Genomic DNA, 17379 nt, shown 5'->3' with positions numbered 1-17379 from the left:
ATTATCAAAGTTATGATATAAAAATTATGTATATATTGGGCACGAAATGAAACATTCCCAAAATGGAAAGCTAAAAATCACAGATTGGATTGGATTGGATTGGATTGGAGCGGGCAGCGGGAATCGAACCCGCATCATCAGCTTGGAAGGCTGAGGTAATAGCCATTATACGATGCCCGCGCATCGAAGAGATAACCTCAATATGCCACAACTGTAGGAAAAGAAAAGCGCTTTTTGTTCAACTGCTTACTAATCAGCCAAATATAATCAAATGCTTGCACACGGCGCTCATTTTTTGTTTCATCACAACGAAATAAAGGAGCACTAATGTGCTCCTTCTAACTTATTCCCGATTGTTGCATGCGTTCCCAAGGATTGTTTGGGTGATGCGTCGCTTAGCCTTGTAGGTAAGCGTTAAGCATCCACATTAATTTTTCTTGCTCACGGATGTAGTCACCCATCAATGCCGCTGTACCTTCGTCATCTGCTTCACTCGCGTTTTGTAGAATCTCACGCTGTTTTAGAAGTAAAACGCTGAAGCCTTGAACCAGACCTTGTACACACTCCTCACCAGAAGTCGCGTTTTGATGTTCTTTAATTTCACTTGCTTCCAAGTAGTTGCTGAATGCGTGCGCTGGCGTATGACCCAAAGTTAGAATACGCTCTGCAAGCTCATCGATTTTTGTTTGTAGATCAGTGTAGATCTCTTCAAATTTCACGTGCAGTTCGAAGAACTGCGCACCTTTAATGTTCCAGTGGTAACCACGTGAGTTCATGTACAACACTTGGTAGTGCGCTAACAGTTGATTTAGCTGTTGAGCTAGTTGTGCTGATTGTTCGCTGTCTAGACCAATTAGGCTTGCTTGTTTGTTCATAATCTTGCTCCTAGAAGGATGATACCAATCGTAGTAACGAACGATTCTCTTACCGGGATTGGTATAAAGTTTAAAAATTCTTTTGCAGTATTTACTGCCGATGGAGTCATATTACGACTCCGGCTCGGTGAAGAAAATTTGGTTTTAGCTATGATTTAAATAGCCAATTCCAATGAGCAAGCAGACGAATATCGGCGTATCATTCAACAAAAAAGCCCCAACCATTTTCATGTAACAATGGTTGGGGCTTTTTCGCATTAGGTTAAGAGTTCAAGGTACCGCTTCTAAGTGGTCTTGAAAGCCGCCATTTGATGATTCAACTCGGTAACTTGCTCTTTTACTTGCAATGATGTCTCTGATGCTCGCTGACTGTTATTCGAAACTTCCTCCACTGAATGAGTGACATCTGACATCAATCCAGTGATCGAATTGGTTGCATGAGATTGCTGCTCTGCCGCTGCCGCAAGTTCTGCCATTTGTTCATTCAAAGAGCCAATTTGCTCAGTAGTAACAAGCAAACGAGTTACTGCTTTATCAATGTGTTCAGCGCCCTGCTCCGCAAGTGATTGGCTGTGTTCAATCTCCTCAACCACAGAATTAGTCGAGCGTTGAATGGCATTGATGATACCGTTGATTTCTGTTGTCGATTCAGTCGTCCGTGTCGCCAACATACGAACCTCGTCAGCAACCACCGCAAAGCCTCGCCCTTGATCACCTGCACGCGCCGCTTCTATCGCCGCATTCAATGCCAGTAAGTTAGTTTGCTCAGCCAAGCCTTCAATCACTTCAGTAACACGCCCAATGGCTGCACTCTCTTTGCTTAACTGTGTCACTTGCGTACTGGCGGTTTCAATACTGCCGTGTAAGCTTTCCATAGTGACTTTATTTTGCTCTAGAGCATCACGACCTTGTTCAATCTCGCCTTTTGAATCAGAAAGCTTCTGCACCGATTGGTTGGCTTGATCCAAAGTGTTTCTTGCTGCGAGAGCAATCTCATCCAGTTGACGCCCCATTTCAACAATGTTGGTTTGTTGCTGTTCTATATTCAATGAAGTGACCTGAGCTGACTCCAACAGTTCTTCCATGCTGATATCAACCTGGCTAGCTTTACCATTAACTCCGGAAACGATACCTGCCAAAGATTCGTTCATGCGGTTAATCGAATCGGTGAGATCAGCCAATTCATCTTTACCTACAACAACCAATGGAGGCTGAGAAACATCTCCTGAAGCGATCGTCTTTGCTCGCTCCGACAAGTTCTTCACTCGGCGACCAATGGTGCTGCCCATGTATTTTGAAATCGCTATTGCGGCAAACAAAACCAGCGCCGCTGCAATCAACATGGTGGTAAGTACGTTTTTGATCGACTGATTGATGCCCTGCCCACTCTGATCGGCACGATTTTGCTGAGCCAATACAATCGTCTCTAAGCTTTGGTCTAGAGCATCCGCAGCTGGTAACAGTTCGTTAGCCATCAGCAAGTTTGATTCGTTCCATTCTGCTGACTGACGCAATGCAATCACCTGCTCTGCCAGAGGAAAGTACAGTTGCTGCATTTCCTTAAACAGTGACCACAGTGATTGGTCGTTATCGGTGAGTCTATCCAGTTTGCTGTCGATTTCCGCTACAGACTGATTGTGGTACTTAATCAAGTCTTGGTATTTATCCAAGTAGCTTTGCTTCCCGTATAACAGAAAATCTCGCAAAGCAGAAAGTGCATTGGCTAACGATGTGTAACTGTCGGCGTAGACTTTAAACAGGCGTTTTCTGTCTCCACCAAATGGGTTCCCAGACTCTTCATTAATTAGGTTTTGAAGCTGGTCAAGCGCCACTTCCGCTATAGGTGCTGCCTCGTTAATGAAGAGGTTGTGAGCAGGTAAGTTCTCGTCGCTGTGGCTAAGCTCCAGCAGCTCATTTAGAGACTCTTTTACTGTGTCCCATTGGCTTTGAACCGCTTGAAAGTCCTGTTGTGAGATCAAAGCTTGTAAAGTCGGAAGAGATTCGTCAGTTGACGCCATGATATTGCGCATATCTTCACTCAAGTGCATGCTCTGTTGCTCATCACCACCTAACAACATGTAGGCCCGAATAGAGGAAAGCGAGGCTTGAACGGATTGTTGGATACCGCGACTGATGTCTACGGTCGGTAAATCGGATTTAAGTAATGAAGAGGCATATTGCTCAACGGTGGTGACGTTGCGATAAGTAAATACCGCTGATGCCATAAAAAGTACGGCTAGCAGCACAAAACTGAGCTGCAACTTCCCTGATATTGTAAGGTTCATCCATAAACTCCTGACAACGATGAGCCCTAAATATAACTTTAACCATTAAAATGTTAAAGACATGTAATCAAAAAGAGTATTTTATATTAGCGAATAACAATGTTGCTGGAGTGGCTCCAAATAAACTATCGTGATTACCATTAAAACTTTGGATCACGGTAAGTAATTGCCAGTCATTTGCGAGGGAGTAGTTACTCGATATCCCAAGGAAATAGGAATGATCATCGTAGTAACTGGTTGAAAACGTGACGCGGTTTAGAGGTGTTAAGTCAAAGCTCACATCGGCGTACCATGTATTTCGTGTAAAGCTCAACGTTTTTGCATCGAGAGGAAGGTTCAAATACGCCAATGCGCTTGATGCATCTTGCGGTTCAGAGATAAATAACCACGCTGCACGCCCCATCCAGCTGCGTTTGCCGCCAAAGCTGTAATCCGATTCAATACTGGCAACCGTGGTCTTTTTGGTCGCTTCACCCTCAAATTCTGGATCAATGGGATCAAACCACGTGAGCTCTCCACGAAAACCCGCATTAAACACATCCGTTGCAAAACCAACGCCGAGTACGTAATCCATCCGAGCTCGTCCTGCAATAAACTGATAATCCCATCCCGATTGATTTGCGAAATAACGCAGTGAGGCACTGTCTTGTCCTGACTGACGAGCTGGTGAAAACACCAAATCTACCCCATCGGCAAAACCTAATTTTCTGCTCAGCATGACCGCATCCGTGCCTGCCCGCTCTTCATAGTCAAAATCGTAAATCGAATACGCATTATAGATATCGTTAGGATTCCATATCGTATTCATCGACCAATTGATACGAAAGCGCCCTAGTTGCGCTCCCCAGTCATCTTGCTGCCAAGTGAGATACAAGCGATCAAGCTGACTGTTAATGACCACATCATCTTCATGCCAGTTTTTGCTTAAATCCATGTAACCAGAATCCAACGCAACCAAATCGGCATAGCTAGGAAAGTCGGTAGAATCACCCCAAAGTGCTCGATTTCGTAGTCCAACATTCACACGCCAGCTAGAGGAAAAACGGTATTCAAAGTTAAGTCGATTGTGTATCAGGTTATCGAACGTATTATCAGTGCCATCAGGAATACTGTAAGTTGCCATGTATTTGATGTAACCCTCCAAATCCCATGACTTTTGAGGCTCTAATCCGGGAACCGCAGAAAAGGCTCCACCAGCCTTAAGACTAAGCAGAGAAAGACTTAACACCTTGATAAACATCGTACTTACTTTTGTTCTGGGCAAGCAAGTATTTAATCGGAGAGCTTTGGTGCAAGTCGTATACAAATGGTAAGCGGCTCTATGCATGTGATCTCTCTGCACGATTATCAATGTTACTGAAATCACGCGCTAAGCGACCGTCTTCAAACACGATAATTCGGTGTGCACGTTTTATCACCCGCGGATCGTGGGTCGAGAAGATAAACGTCGTCCCCTCTTGTTCGCTAAGCTGCTCCATAATGTCGAGCAGCTCCGCAGTGCTTTTGGCGTCTAGATTGGCAGTGGGTTCGTCCGCCATGACAAAACGAGGCTTCGGCGCTAGGGCTCGAGCAACCGCAACACGCTGTTGCTGCCCACCAGACATCTTACCTGGCACCTTATTCATTTGCTCCGCTAACCCCACTTGTTCAAGCAAGGACGTCGCACGTTCACGGCACTCTCGCTCGGTTTTTCCTTGCAGTTGCATGACGAATTCCACATTCTCAAGCGCGGTTAACACAGGTAACAAACTGTAGTCTTGGAAGATGAAGCCTATATTATCGCGACGATAGGCAATCAGTTCTTTTTCTGACATCGATGAAATCATGCAGCCGTCGATTTCCACTTTGCCAGAGCTTGGAGCATCAATACCGCCAATCATGTTCAGCAACGTCGTTTTACCCGAACCAGATGGTCCCATGATCGCAACGAACTCACCTTGCTTGATCTCCAGATCGACCGACTGCACTGCATGCACGGGATAATCACCATCGGCGTTGTAAATTTTAGTTAGGTTTTCTAGTTTGATGGTCATTAGCTTTTCTCCGCCATGGCATCCACTGGTCGATGCTTTAAGATTTGTCGTGCGGGATACAGTGCTGCAATAAAGCTAGCAACAAAAATCGCGACAATGATCATTTGATATTCCGCTAGCGATACCCGTGGATAGAGCAAGGTATCTACGCCATAAGCCCCCAGCCCTTCCGCCATACTAGCCAGCGATAATCCAGTAGTACTCAGCACCTTGAGCATAATTACACTCCCGAGTAACCCAAGCGCACAACCGCTTAATCCGAGGAACAAGGTTTCGAAAACGATCAACAAGCGTATCTTGTGTTTTTGCATCCCGACAGCCATTAACACACCGAACTCTCGTGTGCGTTCAAACACCGACATCAACATGATATTGATGATGCCAAGGGTCATCGCCAACACAAACACCACCAGCATCACTTGGTTGGAAACATCCATTGTGCTCATCATGGTCGAGAGCAAAGGTTGGATCTCTTGCCAAGGTCTCACACTGAGCAAGTCTTTACTTTCCGGCGGTAAAATAGAGTTAGTGAACGCCAGTATCTGCTTGAGCTCAGTATCGTTATTAGAAGTAAGGAGTATTGCGATTTCGTGTGTGCCACTCAGCCCCGCGACCTTTTCAAGATCTGCTTTTCGGACGTAGACATTACCGTCATCAAACCCTGTCGATGGTGTTTTGAATATACCTCGAACACGAAATGCCGCGCCTGCGACCTCCCCATTGATATCAGACAGAGTAAGTACAACTTTGGACCCGACTCGTAGCTTCAATCGTTCGGCTATTTTGCTCGATACCAAAATCGGATTTCTGCCTTCTTCGCTCAGCCATTCTCCGTCGACAATATGTTTCGATAGTGGCGTGATGTTTTGCTCTTGCTCGATATTAACGCCGTTGATGCGAATACCACGTGTACTCCGCGCTGACGCTACCATGCCATCTGCTAGAAATCGTTCAGAAATGGCTTTCACTTCTCGATTAGTCGATAACACTTTGCCTATCTTATTCGAATCGGGAATCACATCTTTTAGCTCAGGATTGACCAAGTAGGACTTTTGCTGGATCTGAAAGTGACTGGTTTGCCAAGAGATAGCGTTCTTGATCATGCTATCGACTAAGCCATTCATAAAACCCATCATGGCAACCACGCCCATCAAGCCAAATACCATGGCACCGAGCATGATTGAGGTTCTCAACTTGTTACGCCACAAGTTACGCCAAGCCAACTTAACCAGCATGAGCACCTCCTTTTAACCCTGCCGCAATGGGCATTCGAAGCATGCGAACCATTGGGTAAAGCAAACACAACAAAAGAATAAACAGCACGACTACGATTTGATTGAGCAGTAAGTGTGGGTCGAGCGAAACGGGCACAATAGGTTCAAAACCACTTTCGCGCATGAGCTTGGCAGCATCGCCGGTAATTTCGATTGGATTAAAATAGAAATACCCCAACACAGGAGCACTAACGATAAGCCCAATAATGATGCCAATGACGGACATAAACAGAGACTCTATCGTGAGCAGAAGGACGAGCTTGGAGCGCAGCATTCCGGTCGCCAGCATGACAGCAAACTCACGTTGGCGCTCTAATGTCGTCATTAAGATAGTCGCGAACAAGCCAAAACCAACAATGCCGTAGAGAATGTAAATCAAGAAAATGCCACCCGCTTTATCTAAGGCGATTTGCTGTGCCATTTCTGGCGACAGTTCTTTCCAATCTTTCACGGCGACATTTTTGCCATACTCGGCTTTAAGCTGTTCAACGGTATCAGGTAAGTCTCTTAGACTCTCAGTATTTAAAACCCATGCAGTGACTTGGTCATCCAACGAATACAGGTTTTGCGCAGTATCGAGCGGCATGTACACCAACTGAGAATCAAGCTGCTGCAGAGGAAAATGAAGAATGCCCGAGATTTGATACAAACCTGCCGCCGTTTGCCCTCGATAACCGACACCATATAGCACCAATTCATCGCCAACCTTGAGTTGCAAATAATTCGCCAAACCACCACCAACTAGCACTGATTTTTGCCCTGATTGGATGTAGCTTCCCTCAATCAATTTGTCGCTGATATTGGAGTACTGATCTTCAGCTTCAGGCTCCACACCTAGTACCATCACGCCTTTTGAGCGTTCGTCTTTTGCGGCTAAAGCAAAAGATTCCACCCGAGGTAATACCACATCAATATTGGGATTGTTTTTCGCCGCCGAAATGAAGGTGTTGGTTTGCGGCAAAACATCATCAATGCTGGAAGAGTCACCAAACTCGGGGTTTTGCAGTTGAATCAGACCTGTATAAAACTTGGCGGCATTTTTGATATTGGACGTGTAACTGCCTTCTTGAAACGCTCGCGTAATAAGCGAAAGAAACAGCACCAATGCCAACGCAGACGCCGTCAGTAGTGTCCTGCGTTTTTGTCGCCAGAGGTTTCGCCAAGCCAGTTTCACAAGCATTGATTCGCTTCCTTCCGTTGATGTTTGATTATCCGTTTCTTCTTTTAGCCGCTCATTTATCCAAACTTAGTCGCGCAGCGATTTCATCTGTTGCTGAGAGAAAAAGCTGTCATCGATATCGAAATCAAACTGCGCTTGGTGGGTAATGAGTACGGTTTTGTTCTCTGGCTTATCAAGCGGCTGCATTTCCATTCTGGTCGCTAATTTTCTCCCGCCGAGCTCTTTCACGTCATAAGTCGTCATCACGTTCACTCGCTCATCAAACTCATCGTAGAATTCCACTTTGCGCTGCAGGTAGGTCGATTTGGAAATCCACAAAGTTACTTTGCTCCAAACCACGGGAGCATCGGGCTTCGCAACGGCGTCTATCACCCAAACCTTGTCGCCATCAAACACATCCTCGCCTTTTAATTCATGTTGATAATCGACCACGATAGAGGACTGGTTTATCAAGTCATCATTGGTGAAGTCAGAGCCCATCCACGATTGGCTCAACATAGATGGCGCAATTTTGATGACGCGTTCAATACTCGGCACCCAATTCCACATTTCTCTCTGTCGTTTTAGAGAAGCGCTGCCCTTATCTTTGGCTGGCGCCGTAACCAACACCAAAGACAAATCCGTCCCTTTTGTCCAACTCTTCATGGTCATCGACCGAGTCCAATCAGGACGAATGATCTCCATTGTAGATTCGGTATAACTGGAATCACCGCGCATTGCCTGATCTGACTGTTGTACGATATCAAAAGCACTTTCAGCGACAGCAGTAAATGAAATGGACCAACACAATAGAGATAACAAAGCAGTACGCATAACCGTCCTCGACACTGAAATCCAATACTATTCACGTCAGAAATAACAACAAAAACAGGGAGTTCAAATCAGTATAGCAAGAAGGGGTGGAAGGTCGGCGAGAGATCGCTCAAAGTTTATTCAGCTTTACGGAGTAAAGGCGCCACGTTATCTCTACGTACACATTGGAAGACAGCACAGTTCTTACCCGCAGATTTGGCCTGATACATCAGAGCGTCAGCATCCGCCAGCGACAGTGGTGAATCAAACTCTGGATAGAACGCACACCCTAGACTGACACTGACTTTAACCACATGGTCGTCAATCATCACTGCATTTGCTGCAATAGCAATACATAGCTCTTCTGCAAGTTGTCGAGCACGAGCTTCTGTCAGATGAGAAGAAATAATGGCAAACTCTTCTCCTCCTATCCTTGCTAGCGACACCTCGGCTGGCATTTTCTTCTTCGCAGTATTGGCGACAGAGAGAATGACTTCGTCTCCACAAATGTGGCCAAACCGATCATTGACGGATTTAAAGTCGTCAATGTCGAAAATCATTAACGTCAGGTTACAGCCCCCCGCACTATAACGTGATAACTGATCAATAAAATGGCGTCGGTTCTGTAGCTTCGTTAATGGGTCGGTCAGCGTCAGCTCTAAGAGTTTTTTATTGGCTAACGTTAACTCTTTCGTTTTTTGACGAACGGTTTTTCGCAAACTAAAAATATGAAACATCGCAGCCGCCGAAAACAGCACAATGGCCAGAGGAAGCAAATACATCGGATAGACTCTCTGAATATTGGTCCAACGGTTAATAATGCGATCTTTTTCTGAATGGGGTATGTTTTCAAATTGACGAGACAAAGCTCCGATAGAAATAGGGCTGCTCTCTGATGCTGCAATTCGGAGATCTCGACTGTACAAATGCATAACTGGCACAAAGCTAAATATCACATTCGATGTCGCTGAATGAAAGTTGACCACTTGCTCATCCGCAATAAACATTTTTATCTCTTGCCGCGCCGCTGCTTTTAATAGCAATTCATTATTTTCGTAAGTATTTACCTCTATATCAGGGTACTTATTAGTAATAAAGTACTCTTCATATCCCCCTTTCACGACTCCAATTTTCGTATCTGAATTGCCTCTTAGTGCCTCTTGGACATTCAAACCGACCAGTTCAGTCGCGAGATACAATTGTGTATCAATGGGCATAATGACTGCACCAAACTCTAGATATTCATCTCTTGGCTTGGAGTAGATGAGTCCAGCATGAATATGCGCTTTACCCTCTTCCACAGCACGCAACGATTCATCCCAGTCAAGCAACAAAAACTCGACTCGAACATGGTTCTTTTCCGAATAGGCTTTCCAATAGTCGATTAAGATTCCAGCAGGTTCGCCATCTTCTGTTAGGTAAGAAAATGGTTTCCATGCTTTAGAGTTAGCAACAACTAAAGCGTTAGGCTCCGTTACGTGAGCATAACTAAAGCAAGGAAGGAAGATCGCCAGAAGAAGAACAAGGTAGAACCGTCCGACCTTAAGCCGTGTTAATACTTTATGCACGTACAACATCATACCTTTTCTCTACGCAAATACTGATGGGCTACAACCTTAGGTATAGCAAATAATGTGAGTGTAATTGAGTACCAAATGTGATGCATATCTAATTCACGATATCAATATTGAGAATTCTATAAATTTGTACTACTGATGTACACCTCCGCTAGCACTAAAGTGCTTCTTCGCAATTCCCAATCTCAAAAATTCTGGTTCTGCTTAAATAATCTACGAAATACCGCATGCCATCAGACCTAGAGCACAGTCCTGCTTTTCCCTCATATTCTTAGCTTCAAGAAAGCGATGAGCTTTGTTAACTTTAATGCAAAATTTTTGCAGTATAATTCATCATGCCTTCACAATATCGAATAAACAAAATTGTTGAGATTGGCGATACTCTCCATCGCAGTGGTTGCGCGCCTTACAAAGTAGAAAAGTACACTCAACACTACGCTCAAAAGCATGGGGTTGATGTAATGATCCAAGCAACACCAACGGCTATCAATTATCAATTCCCCGACGACAACAATGCTGTTGTACTAAAACGTCTCAAGCCAGCTTCGATCAACTTAAGCTTATTAGCAAATACCATCATACGTATTAACCAACCAAGCAGTGAACCAGTACCCGAACCAGCTGGCTATCCTTTGTGGGTGATAGCATTGGCAAACATGGGGATTCCACCAGCTTATTTGATGCTGGTCGGTAGTACTTTAGAGGCGGTTGGCTTTGCTTTCTTACTCGGCTTAATGGTTTGGGGATGCCAAATGGTATGTCGAGCACGCCGCGCTATTGCTGTCGAATTTATCGCTGCGCTTTTTACCGGCATCATCGTCGCATATCTTTCTAGTACAGGCTTGCCTATTCCGGTATGGGCTTTATGCATAGCCACTATTGTGCTGTTTGTTCCCGGCCTCTCCATTTCAAACTCTTTAGAGTGCTTAGCATTTAATGACTTGGTATCTGGCACCAGTTTATTAGGACAATGCGCTCTCACGCTGATCAAACTGTTTGTGGGCATTACAATGGGACTTAACATTGGCGAGGCCATTTGGGGGCAAGCACAATCTATCGCTTACACTAATGAAATTCCAACTTGGATGCATATCAGTGGCCTGTTTCTCATTTCAAGCTGTCTTGGCGTTATCTTTAATGCTCGTCCGCTCGATATTTTACTAGGTTTGCCAGTAGCAATGCTCGGCATGTGGGGGCCATTCTATCTAGGGTTTGACAGTGGATGGGTTGTCGGAACTTGGATAACGACTGTATTGATCACTTTATACGGCACTTGGATCGCAAAGAAAATGGAACTGACAGGATCTATTTATATCGTACAAGGGATCATTATTTTGGTTCCAGGCAGTCGTGTTTTGGTCAGTGCGAGTCAATCGGTGTTTGAACAGTCAATTCTGCCAATCCCAAGTATCGGGCTTTCTGCACTGTTTATGTTCTCTGCAATCGTTGCTGGGCAAATCACCGCATACTCCATTTACTCACCCAAAATAGAACGTTAAAACACAGCTCCGCAGTCACCCTCAAATAAGAAAAGAGCCCTATTCAAAATCCACTTTAGTGAAGACTTTGAATAGGGCTCTTTGCCTCTATGCTTCGCTTTCCGGTTGAAGCTTCCTTTACCTTTCTTCGCTTTTACTACTCTCGTCCTGAATAACTTGCTCGTGACTGCCGCTTTAAGTGCATTATCTTTGATTATCCCGCGTCCAAATTCTGTATCTAAACTCAATTCATCCGGGCAGGGATTATGTTTTAAACTACTCATACATACTCCTTATTGGTCAAACCAGATTGAACAATAATTTCGCAAACTAGTCAATTTTGTAGAATTAAATTCATAAATCTCTTGAAAAACTTCATGCTTGTTTCATTTATTTGCAACTCCATCAAAAAAACAGTGGTTAAAAAGTGACTAAATACAAATATTTCCATGTATCCTTCCGATATATGTTGACTCTCTCTGAATTTAACCTAGACTCAACGACGGCTAGAAAGAAAGTTCTTTGTTCTCACATTTCGTTGGATGATTAGTAAGTCCGCCGTCCTGTGGTACGCAATAGCAATTTATTTTTCCACGCTATAAGCGCCTGAAAGGCGAAGATTTACACAAAATTTAGATATTTAGGAAATAGACATGTCTAACAAAGCTACTGGTACAGTTAAGTGGTTCAACGAAACTAAAGGCTTCGGTTTCATCCAACAAGAAAACGGTCCTGACGTTTTCGCTCACTTCTCTGCAATCCAAGGTGACGGCTTCCGTACTCTTGTTGAAGGCCAGAAAGTAGAATTCGAAATCACTCAAGGTCAAAAAGGTCCACAAGCTGAGAAAATCACTCTAGTTTAAGACTTATAGATTTTGATATAGTAGCCAGCTTTTAGCTGGCTATTTTTTTGCCTAATTTTTACAAGATTACTATCTGCATATATGTAAAACACTAACTTTACTCAATAAAATGCAAACTCAGCTTTAGAGTTGATGTATCCTAGTGCCACGACCTTGCTATACCTCAACAACCCTAAGGTATTTAGCATCATATCTAATGTTATTTTGTACGACTGAGACTTTGATAGGGATAACAACCTCCTCACACATTGAGACTGACTAAGAACATGGCTCTGAAACCCACTATTTATAAATTTCGTATCGCTATCTCTGATATGAACAACGACTACTACGATTCGAAAAACCTGACGATCGCTCTTCACCCTTCAGAGAAACCGCAACGAATGCTAGCGCGCATTTTTGCTTTCTGCCTAAATGCACAGGACGAACTTGAGTTCACCAAGGGCCTTTCTACAACAGAAGAACCCGATCTATGGCATGTGGAAGACGACCAATCCATTACCCACTGGATTGAGATTGGAGAGCCTGAGCCAGACCGCATAAAAAAAGCGACTCGCCTTGCAAAGCATGTGAAGGTTTATACCTACAACACAAAAGCGTCGGTATGGTGGGATAAGATGGCAGGTAAGTTTGGTATGCTCCCTGTGGATGTCGCAAGCCTAGATTACGACGCAATTGACATGATCGCACAACATCTTGATCGTGGTACTAGTCTGTCTGTGATGATCACTGGCACCTCTATTTTTGTTGATATCAACGAACAACATATTGAAGTAACAGTAAGGGAATTGCAGACGAATGACGCCTCTTAAAGAATTTATTGAAGAGATAGGTGTCAAGAATATTCCCTTTGTATGTCAGCATAAAGCAGCTAGACGACGTTGGACGAAAGAACAAGCGCCCCTGTTCATAAAAGTATGTGAAAACAAGCCTGATACGGCACCTGCGCTACATCTACTTGGATTGTTGACTAAATCTCACATAGAAGCGAGTGCACTGTATGAACAGCATTCAACGTCAGCACATCACATGCAACAAGTTCTAAATGACACGCTAGGTGAAGAGCACGCTGAGAAGTTCACTAATCAGTCAGCCGAGGACTTAGTATTGGTGACACACTTGTGGCTATACACCCAAGGTTACCTAAATATGGATTTTAGCCTCGCTCACGATCACGCGGAGCAAACCCAGAATACTTTGCAACATGAGCTCGTGATAAAACGAATGGATTTAGATGCCTTTCGTACTGATTTGATGCAAAGCTTCTACATGGGTAAAGAAGTAAACCCAGCAAAAAAACAAGGGCTGTTTAGTTGGGTTAAGCGCTTATTTTCCTCATAAAAAACATGGTTTTGTCAAAACCAAACACCTGATAGACTACGCCCTCACATGCAACGACTTTCTTCGCTGAAATAAGTTCGTTGCATGAAACTCAAGGACACTTATCCACTGAACATCAAGGGATCATTATGAAGTTTATCCGTTGGATTTTGGGAAAAATCATTCTACTTCTCAACGCAGTATTCTCACCTCGCGGCGTAAAACGCTCAGCAGAAGAACAGAAAAGTGTTGATGACAAAGCGAAAAACTACGCACTGTACCAATTTGAAGCTTGTCCTTTCTGCGTAAAAGTTCGTCGCGCGATGAAGCGTCAATCAGTGAATATTGAAGTACGTGATGCGAAAAACGACCCAGCCCACCGTGAAGCACTAGAACAAGGTGGCGGTCGAGTGAAAGTACCTTGCCTTCGCATTGAAAAAGAGGGTGAAACACAGTGGTTATACGAGTCGTCAGACATCGTCGCGTACATCGAAAAAGAATTTGCCTAAGTTCCCCCTAGAACAAAGGCAAAAGAGGCACCTAGTCAGTGCCTCTTTTTATTGATTGACGATCAACATGAGTTCTACGCGTCGATTACAGGCTTTTCCTGTAGAGCTATTGTTGCTGCACTTAGGAACCAATTCACCAAAACCTCTAGAAAACAAACGCTGTCGGGGAATCATTGTAAGGAGCTGACTTTCGACTTCTTTCGCTCTTCTTTCGGATAATCCCTCGTTGTATGACTCTGCACCAGAGCTATCTGCATGCCCATCAATCACAACATCGACATCAGGGCGACTTGACAGATACTGGCCTAAATTTTGAATCCAATTTTGAGAGTTCGCTGATAAGCGAGAGGAATCAAACTGAAAGTTTATTTTTTCTTTCAAGCGTATCATGACATTCTCACCAGCTAGTACCTCATGTGCAATCTGATTACGATCAAGGTACATCTCTAGGGAAGTCACGCCTTGGGGCTTTTTTTCATCGTACTTCACCGCTGTAACGTGCTGCTTAGCCGAAACATAAGGTATCGTGCTATAACCCCACTCTGGATGCCTTAACTGCTCATTTGATCTTGGAGCAACATCCAGCATGTTTCCCGGAATCATCTCCGAATCAAGACTACCGCACCCACTCAAAATGCCGCAAATGACCAAATACCAATACTTCATACGAATCCCAATACAGTAGTTGATTATGATATTAATCGGCGGGCTTGAATCAAGCTTTAGCCAATTGGAACCAAAACGTTGTTTTGCTTGTGTGAAAACCAAGCACAATCCATGCCATTTAGCTCAGTGTTGAAGCACTTTAAAACCATTAGTGTAACAATACATTTAAACGGTTTTCGTCTGGCCTTTTAGCCTATAAACTAAGGTATAACCACTTAATTTAGAGCCACTTTATGTTTAAAACTATTTCTAAAGGCGCTGCACTTTTTGCGACAGTATTTGCCCTTTCGGCTTGTGACAACGGCAATAGTCAGCCACAACAAGGCAAGCAATATGAAGAGCTACCTGTTTCTCTTGCTGAATATAACCTAGCGCCAGTTACTGAAGTTTTCTCTCTAACTTGCGGCCACTGTCGTACGATGGAACAGTTCGTTCCTCAGATTGAATCGTTGACAGAACAAAAAGTTGAGAAGATGCACGTTACCTTTAATGAGAGTGCACAGATCAGCGCGATCATCTTCTACACAGCAGCAATGCAAGTTAACGGCACACCAGACAAAGCATTTATGGAAGAGCTGTTTGCGGCAGTTCAAATGGGTGCAGATGCAACAGCAGATGAGCGCCAAGCAGCAGTTGAGAAAGCTTTTGAGTCTCGCAACCTAGTAAGCCCATACCAGCTAGACGACGCGCAACAAGCAAAACTGTTTGAATACATCACCAAAGCAGAAGAGATCACTACTCGTGGTCAAATTAACTCAGTTCCAGCGTTTATCGTAAACGGTAAATACCAAGTGATCACTGGCGGTCACGAAACCGTTGAAGCTATGGCTGACACAATCAACTATCTGCTAAAACAACCAAAATAAGACAAGGAGCTACTGTGTCTAAATTTCTGTTTCCTCTTATTATTTTCGTCCTAGCGGCATTCTTTATTTACCGCACTTGGACCAACCACAAAGTGGCTGATGAGAACTTTTCTAAAGGCCAAGAATTCCTGCTTGAGAACAGCAAGAAAGAAGGTGTAATTACCACAGAGAGTGGCCTGCAATACCTAGTGCTTGAGAAAGGGACTGGTGATGTTCACCCAACAGCGACTAGCAAAGTGAAGGTGCACTACCATGGCACACTGATCGACGGCACGGTTTTCGATAGCTCTGTAGAGCGCGGCGAGCCAATCACATTCGGCCTAAACCAAGTGATTAAAGGCTGGCAAGAAGGTCTGCAATACATGGTTGTGGGTGAGAAAATCCGCCTGTTCGTACCAAGCACACTTGGTTACGGTAAAAACGGTACGGGCCCTATCCCACCAGCAAGTGTCCTGATCTTTGATGTGGAACTATTGGACATCCAATGATTCTCAGTGAGAACAAAAAACGCCGCGTCGATTGCGGCGTTTTTTATTGGACGAGCTCTTCTGAACAGTAGTTAATTAAGCCTTTGGATAAAAGACCAACTTATCCCCTTCCACCATCACACAATCCATACCTGCAGCGTGAGCGGCTTTCTTGCCTAACTCGGTATCTTCAAACACCACACAGTCTTGTGCTCCTAAGCCAAGCTGATCTGCGGCCATTAGAAAAGTGTCGGGGAAAGGCTTATGATTTTCTACGTCTGTCGCGGTTACCACGGCGTTAAGCTTCTTCAAGATGCCTGCTTTAGCTAATAGACGCAGTGCACTTTCACGTTGGCTACCTGTACCTACTGCAATTTTCTTATGGCCAAGATGCTCATCCAAAACGCTATTCGTGCATGAAATGATTTCACCGTGTTGTTCCATTTCAGCAAACGTGTCCATTTTAAAACGCGACACAGCTTTAGGATCGAGAGATAAACCATGCTGGCGGTTCACTTCACCGACAATTTTGAAACTTGGCATTCCCCCTAAACTGTGAAGCCAATCTTGGTGGAATGGAAAGTTAAAACGATCTGCCGTTGCTTGCCAAGCCGCTAAATGCGCTGGCATGGTATCAATTAAAGTGCCGTCCATATCAAAAATCAGGCCTTTGTAGGGGCTTAAATCAATCGTGTTCATCGCTATTCTTCTACTTTTACATTTCAATATGGTAATTTATCAGTCATCGCTGTAACCCCTATTGGCATTTATCAAATATGCTCAAAATTTCGAACTCTGTCACAATTCAAGACTGGGAAATCCAACTTGCTCCCATAAGAGCTCAAGGTTCTGGCGGTCAAAACGTTAATAAGGTATCGTCCGCGATACATTTACGCTTTGACGTACATCATTCCACGCTTCCCCAATTCTACAAAGATCGCTTACTAGCTATGTCTGACAGTAGAATATCAAAGGAAGGAGTGGTGGTAATTAAAGCGCAAACGTACCGGACACAAGAGCAGAATCGAGAAGATGCACTGAATAGATTAGCTGCCCTGATTCAATCTGCGAGTCATCAACAAAAGAAGCGAATATCGACTAAGCCAACAAGAGCTTCACAACGACGCCGCTTAGATAATAAAACCAAACATGCGGCCAAAAAAGAACACCGAAAAAAGGTGTCATTCTAAAACG

19 protein-coding genes and 1 tRNA gene are annotated in these 17379 nt (G+C 44.1%); 8 read left to right on the top strand and 12 right to left on the bottom strand.

Annotated elements, in window-relative coordinates; translation table 11 throughout:
* Positions 1-105 precede the first annotated feature (105 nt).
* The 9 genes from J4N37_RS23770 to J4N37_RS23730 form a co-directional block, all read right to left on the bottom strand.
* Positions 106-180 (bottom strand) — tRNA-Gly (locus J4N37_RS23770).
* A 215-nt stretch (positions 181-395) separates the two neighbouring features.
* Positions 396-875, bottom strand: coding sequence for a Dps family protein (locus J4N37_RS23765; protein ID WP_252042578.1), 480 nt, complete (start codon positions 873-875; stop codon positions 396-398).
* Positions 876-1159: 284 nt separating this feature from the next.
* The gene (locus J4N37_RS23760; RefSeq protein ID WP_252042577.1) at positions 1160-3160 is read right to left on the bottom strand and encodes a HAMP domain-containing methyl-accepting chemotaxis protein; all 2001 of its coding nucleotides are present in this window, start codon (positions 3158-3160) and stop codon (positions 1160-1162) included.
* A 67-nt stretch (positions 3161-3227) separates the two neighbouring features.
* The gene (locus tag J4N37_RS23755; RefSeq protein ID WP_252042576.1) at positions 3228-4400 is read right to left on the bottom strand and encodes a hypothetical protein; all 1173 of its coding nucleotides are present in this window, start codon (positions 4398-4400) and stop codon (positions 3228-3230) included.
* Positions 4401-4479: 79 nt separating this feature from the next.
* Entirely contained in the window at positions 4480-5193 is a 714-nt protein-coding gene (locus J4N37_RS23750) for an ABC transporter ATP-binding protein (RefSeq protein ID WP_009704729.1), read from the bottom strand.
* Positions 5193-6428, bottom strand: a complete 1236-nt coding sequence (locus tag J4N37_RS23745) for an ABC transporter permease (RefSeq protein WP_252042575.1) — start codon at positions 6426-6428, stop codon at positions 5193-5195. The genes J4N37_RS23750 and J4N37_RS23745 overlap by 1 nt, the downstream gene beginning before the upstream one ends.
* Positions 6418-7647, bottom strand: coding sequence for an ABC transporter permease (locus J4N37_RS23740; RefSeq protein WP_252042574.1), 1230 nt, complete (start codon positions 7645-7647; stop codon positions 6418-6420). The genes J4N37_RS23745 and J4N37_RS23740 overlap by 11 nt, the downstream gene beginning before the upstream one ends.
* 66 nt (positions 7648-7713) lie before the next feature.
* Positions 7714-8460 (bottom strand): outer membrane lipoprotein-sorting protein, encoded by a 747-nt coding sequence (locus J4N37_RS23735; RefSeq protein WP_252042573.1) that lies wholly within the window; start codon positions 8458-8460, stop codon positions 7714-7716.
* A gap of 116 nt (positions 8461-8576) precedes the next feature.
* A complete protein-coding gene (locus tag J4N37_RS23730; RefSeq protein ID WP_252042571.1) occupies positions 8577-10019 on the bottom strand; it encodes a transporter substrate-binding domain-containing diguanylate cyclase in 1443 nt (480 codons plus the stop codon).
* A gap of 332 nt (positions 10020-10351) precedes the next feature.
* On the opposite strand from J4N37_RS23730, the gene J4N37_RS23725 reads away from it, so the two are divergent.
* Positions 10352-11515 (top strand): threonine/serine exporter family protein, encoded by a 1164-nt coding sequence (locus J4N37_RS23725; RefSeq protein ID WP_010452481.1) that lies wholly within the window; start codon positions 10352-10354, stop codon positions 11513-11515.
* On the opposite strand, the gene J4N37_RS23720 is transcribed toward J4N37_RS23725, so the two are convergent.
* Entirely contained in the window at positions 11512-11778 is a 267-nt protein-coding gene (locus tag J4N37_RS23720; protein ID WP_252042570.1) for an alternative ribosome-rescue factor A, read from the bottom strand. The genes J4N37_RS23725 and J4N37_RS23720 overlap by 4 nt on opposite strands.
* Before the next feature lie 369 nt (positions 11779-12147).
* Between J4N37_RS23720 and J4N37_RS23715 the strand changes: the two genes are divergently transcribed.
* The 4 genes from J4N37_RS23715 to J4N37_RS23700 all read left to right on the top strand — a co-directional run bounded on the left by J4N37_RS23715 (position 12148) and on the right by J4N37_RS23700 (position 14186).
* Positions 12148-12357: a cold-shock protein gene (locus J4N37_RS23715; RefSeq protein WP_005433440.1), complete on the top strand. Its 210-nt coding sequence runs from the start codon at positions 12148-12150 to the stop codon at positions 12355-12357.
* Positions 12358-12623: 266 nt separating this feature from the next.
* Entirely contained in the window at positions 12624-13169 is a 546-nt protein-coding gene (locus J4N37_RS23710; protein WP_038882964.1) for a YaeQ family protein, read from the top strand.
* Positions 13156-13698: a hypothetical protein gene (locus J4N37_RS23705; protein WP_038882963.1), complete on the top strand. Its 543-nt coding sequence runs from the start codon at positions 13156-13158 to the stop codon at positions 13696-13698. Before J4N37_RS23710 ends, J4N37_RS23705 begins: the two co-directional genes overlap by 14 nt.
* A 128-nt stretch (positions 13699-13826) precedes the next feature.
* Positions 13827-14186 carry a glutaredoxin family protein gene (locus tag J4N37_RS23700; protein WP_010452490.1) on the top strand — a complete coding sequence of 120 codons (360 nt, stop codon included), beginning with the start codon at positions 13827-13829 and terminating at the stop codon, positions 14184-14186.
* Between the two features lie 48 nt (positions 14187-14234).
* On the opposite strand, the gene J4N37_RS23695 is transcribed toward J4N37_RS23700, so the two are convergent.
* Positions 14235-14852 carry an OmpA family protein gene (locus J4N37_RS23695; RefSeq protein ID WP_038882972.1) on the bottom strand — a complete coding sequence of 206 codons (618 nt, stop codon included), beginning with the start codon at positions 14850-14852 and terminating at the stop codon, positions 14235-14237.
* Positions 14853-15085: 233 nt separating this feature from the next.
* Here J4N37_RS23695 and J4N37_RS23690 point away from each other — a divergent pair, with 233 nt between their 5' ends.
* Together J4N37_RS23690 and bamJ are read left to right on the top strand one after the other, a co-directional pair.
* Positions 15086-15718, top strand: a complete 633-nt coding sequence (locus tag J4N37_RS23690; RefSeq protein ID WP_038882962.1) for a thiol:disulfide interchange protein DsbA/DsbL — start codon at positions 15086-15088, stop codon at positions 15716-15718.
* 14 nt (positions 15719-15732) lie between these two features.
* The gene (gene bamJ, locus J4N37_RS23685) at positions 15733-16206 is read left to right on the top strand and encodes a BamJ family beta-barrel-assembly machinery protein (protein WP_010452495.1); all 474 of its coding nucleotides are present in this window, start codon (positions 15733-15735) and stop codon (positions 16204-16206) included.
* A gap of 75 nt (positions 16207-16281) precedes the next feature.
* On the opposite strand, the gene J4N37_RS23680 is transcribed toward bamJ, so the two are convergent.
* Complete coding sequence (locus tag J4N37_RS23680) at positions 16282-16884, bottom strand: beta-phosphoglucomutase family hydrolase (protein ID WP_252042569.1); 603 nt, start codon at positions 16882-16884, stop codon at positions 16282-16284.
* A 77-nt stretch (positions 16885-16961) separates the two neighbouring features.
* On the opposite strand from J4N37_RS23680, the gene arfB reads away from it, so the two are divergent.
* Positions 16962-17375, top strand: coding sequence for an alternative ribosome rescue aminoacyl-tRNA hydrolase ArfB (gene arfB / locus J4N37_RS23675; RefSeq protein WP_045394462.1), 414 nt, complete (start codon positions 16962-16964; stop codon positions 17373-17375).
* Positions 17376-17379 lie beyond the last annotated feature (4 nt).

It is taken from the genome of Vibrio sp. SCSIO 43153, from assembly GCF_023716625.1.
Taxonomy (GTDB): Bacteria; Pseudomonadota; Gammaproteobacteria; order Enterobacterales; family Vibrionaceae; genus Vibrio; species Vibrio rotiferianus.
Note: the sequence above shows the minus strand (reverse complement) of the source record. Positions and strands in the feature narration are given on the sequence as shown.

Coding starts and splice junctions, on each gene's coding strand:
- J4N37_RS23680 (WP_252042569.1), bottom strand. CDS start 16,884: ATGAACACGATTGATTTAAGCCCCTACAAAGGCCTGATTTTTGATATG.
- J4N37_RS23750 (WP_009704729.1), bottom strand. CDS start 5,193: ATGACCATCAAACTAGAAAACCTAACTAAAATTTACAACGCCGATGGT.
- J4N37_RS23740 (WP_252042574.1), bottom strand. CDS start 7,647: ATGCTTGTGAAACTGGCTTGGCGAAACCTCTGGCGACAAAAACGCAGG.
- J4N37_RS23720 (WP_252042570.1), bottom strand. CDS start 11,778: ATGAGTAGTTTAAAACATAATCCCTGCCCGGATGAATTGAGTTTAGAT.
- J4N37_RS23705 (WP_038882963.1), top strand. CDS start 13,156: ATGACGCCTCTTAAAGAATTTATTGAAGAGATAGGTGTCAAGAATATT.
- J4N37_RS23725 (WP_010452481.1), top strand. CDS start 10,352: ATGCCTTCACAATATCGAATAAACAAAATTGTTGAGATTGGCGATACT.
- J4N37_RS23710 (WP_038882964.1), top strand. CDS start 12,624: ATGGCTCTGAAACCCACTATTTATAAATTTCGTATCGCTATCTCTGAT.
- J4N37_RS23765 (WP_252042578.1), bottom strand. CDS start 875: ATGAACAAACAAGCAAGCCTAATTGGTCTAGACAGCGAACAATCAGCA.
- J4N37_RS23715 (WP_005433440.1), top strand. CDS start 12,148: ATGTCTAACAAAGCTACTGGTACAGTTAAGTGGTTCAACGAAACTAAA.
- J4N37_RS23760 (WP_252042577.1), bottom strand. CDS start 3,160: ATGAACCTTACAATATCAGGGAAGTTGCAGCTCAGTTTTGTGCTGCTA.
- J4N37_RS23695 (WP_038882972.1), bottom strand. CDS start 14,852: ATGAAGTATTGGTATTTGGTCATTTGCGGCATTTTGAGTGGGTGCGGT.
- arfB (WP_045394462.1), top strand. CDS start 16,962: ATGCTCAAAATTTCGAACTCTGTCACAATTCAAGACTGGGAAATCCAA.
- J4N37_RS23700 (WP_010452490.1), top strand. CDS start 13,827: ATGAAGTTTATCCGTTGGATTTTGGGAAAAATCATTCTACTTCTCAAC.
- J4N37_RS23730 (WP_252042571.1), bottom strand. CDS start 10,019: ATGATGTTGTACGTGCATAAAGTATTAACACGGCTTAAGGTCGGACGG.
- J4N37_RS23735 (WP_252042573.1), bottom strand. CDS start 8,460: ATGCGTACTGCTTTGTTATCTCTATTGTGTTGGTCCATTTCATTTACT.
- J4N37_RS23745 (WP_252042575.1), bottom strand. CDS start 6,428: ATGCTGGTTAAGTTGGCTTGGCGTAACTTGTGGCGTAACAAGTTGAGA.
- J4N37_RS23755 (WP_252042576.1), bottom strand. CDS start 4,400: ATGTTTATCAAGGTGTTAAGTCTTTCTCTGCTTAGTCTTAAGGCTGGT.
- J4N37_RS23690 (WP_038882962.1), top strand. CDS start 15,086: ATGTTTAAAACTATTTCTAAAGGCGCTGCACTTTTTGCGACAGTATTT.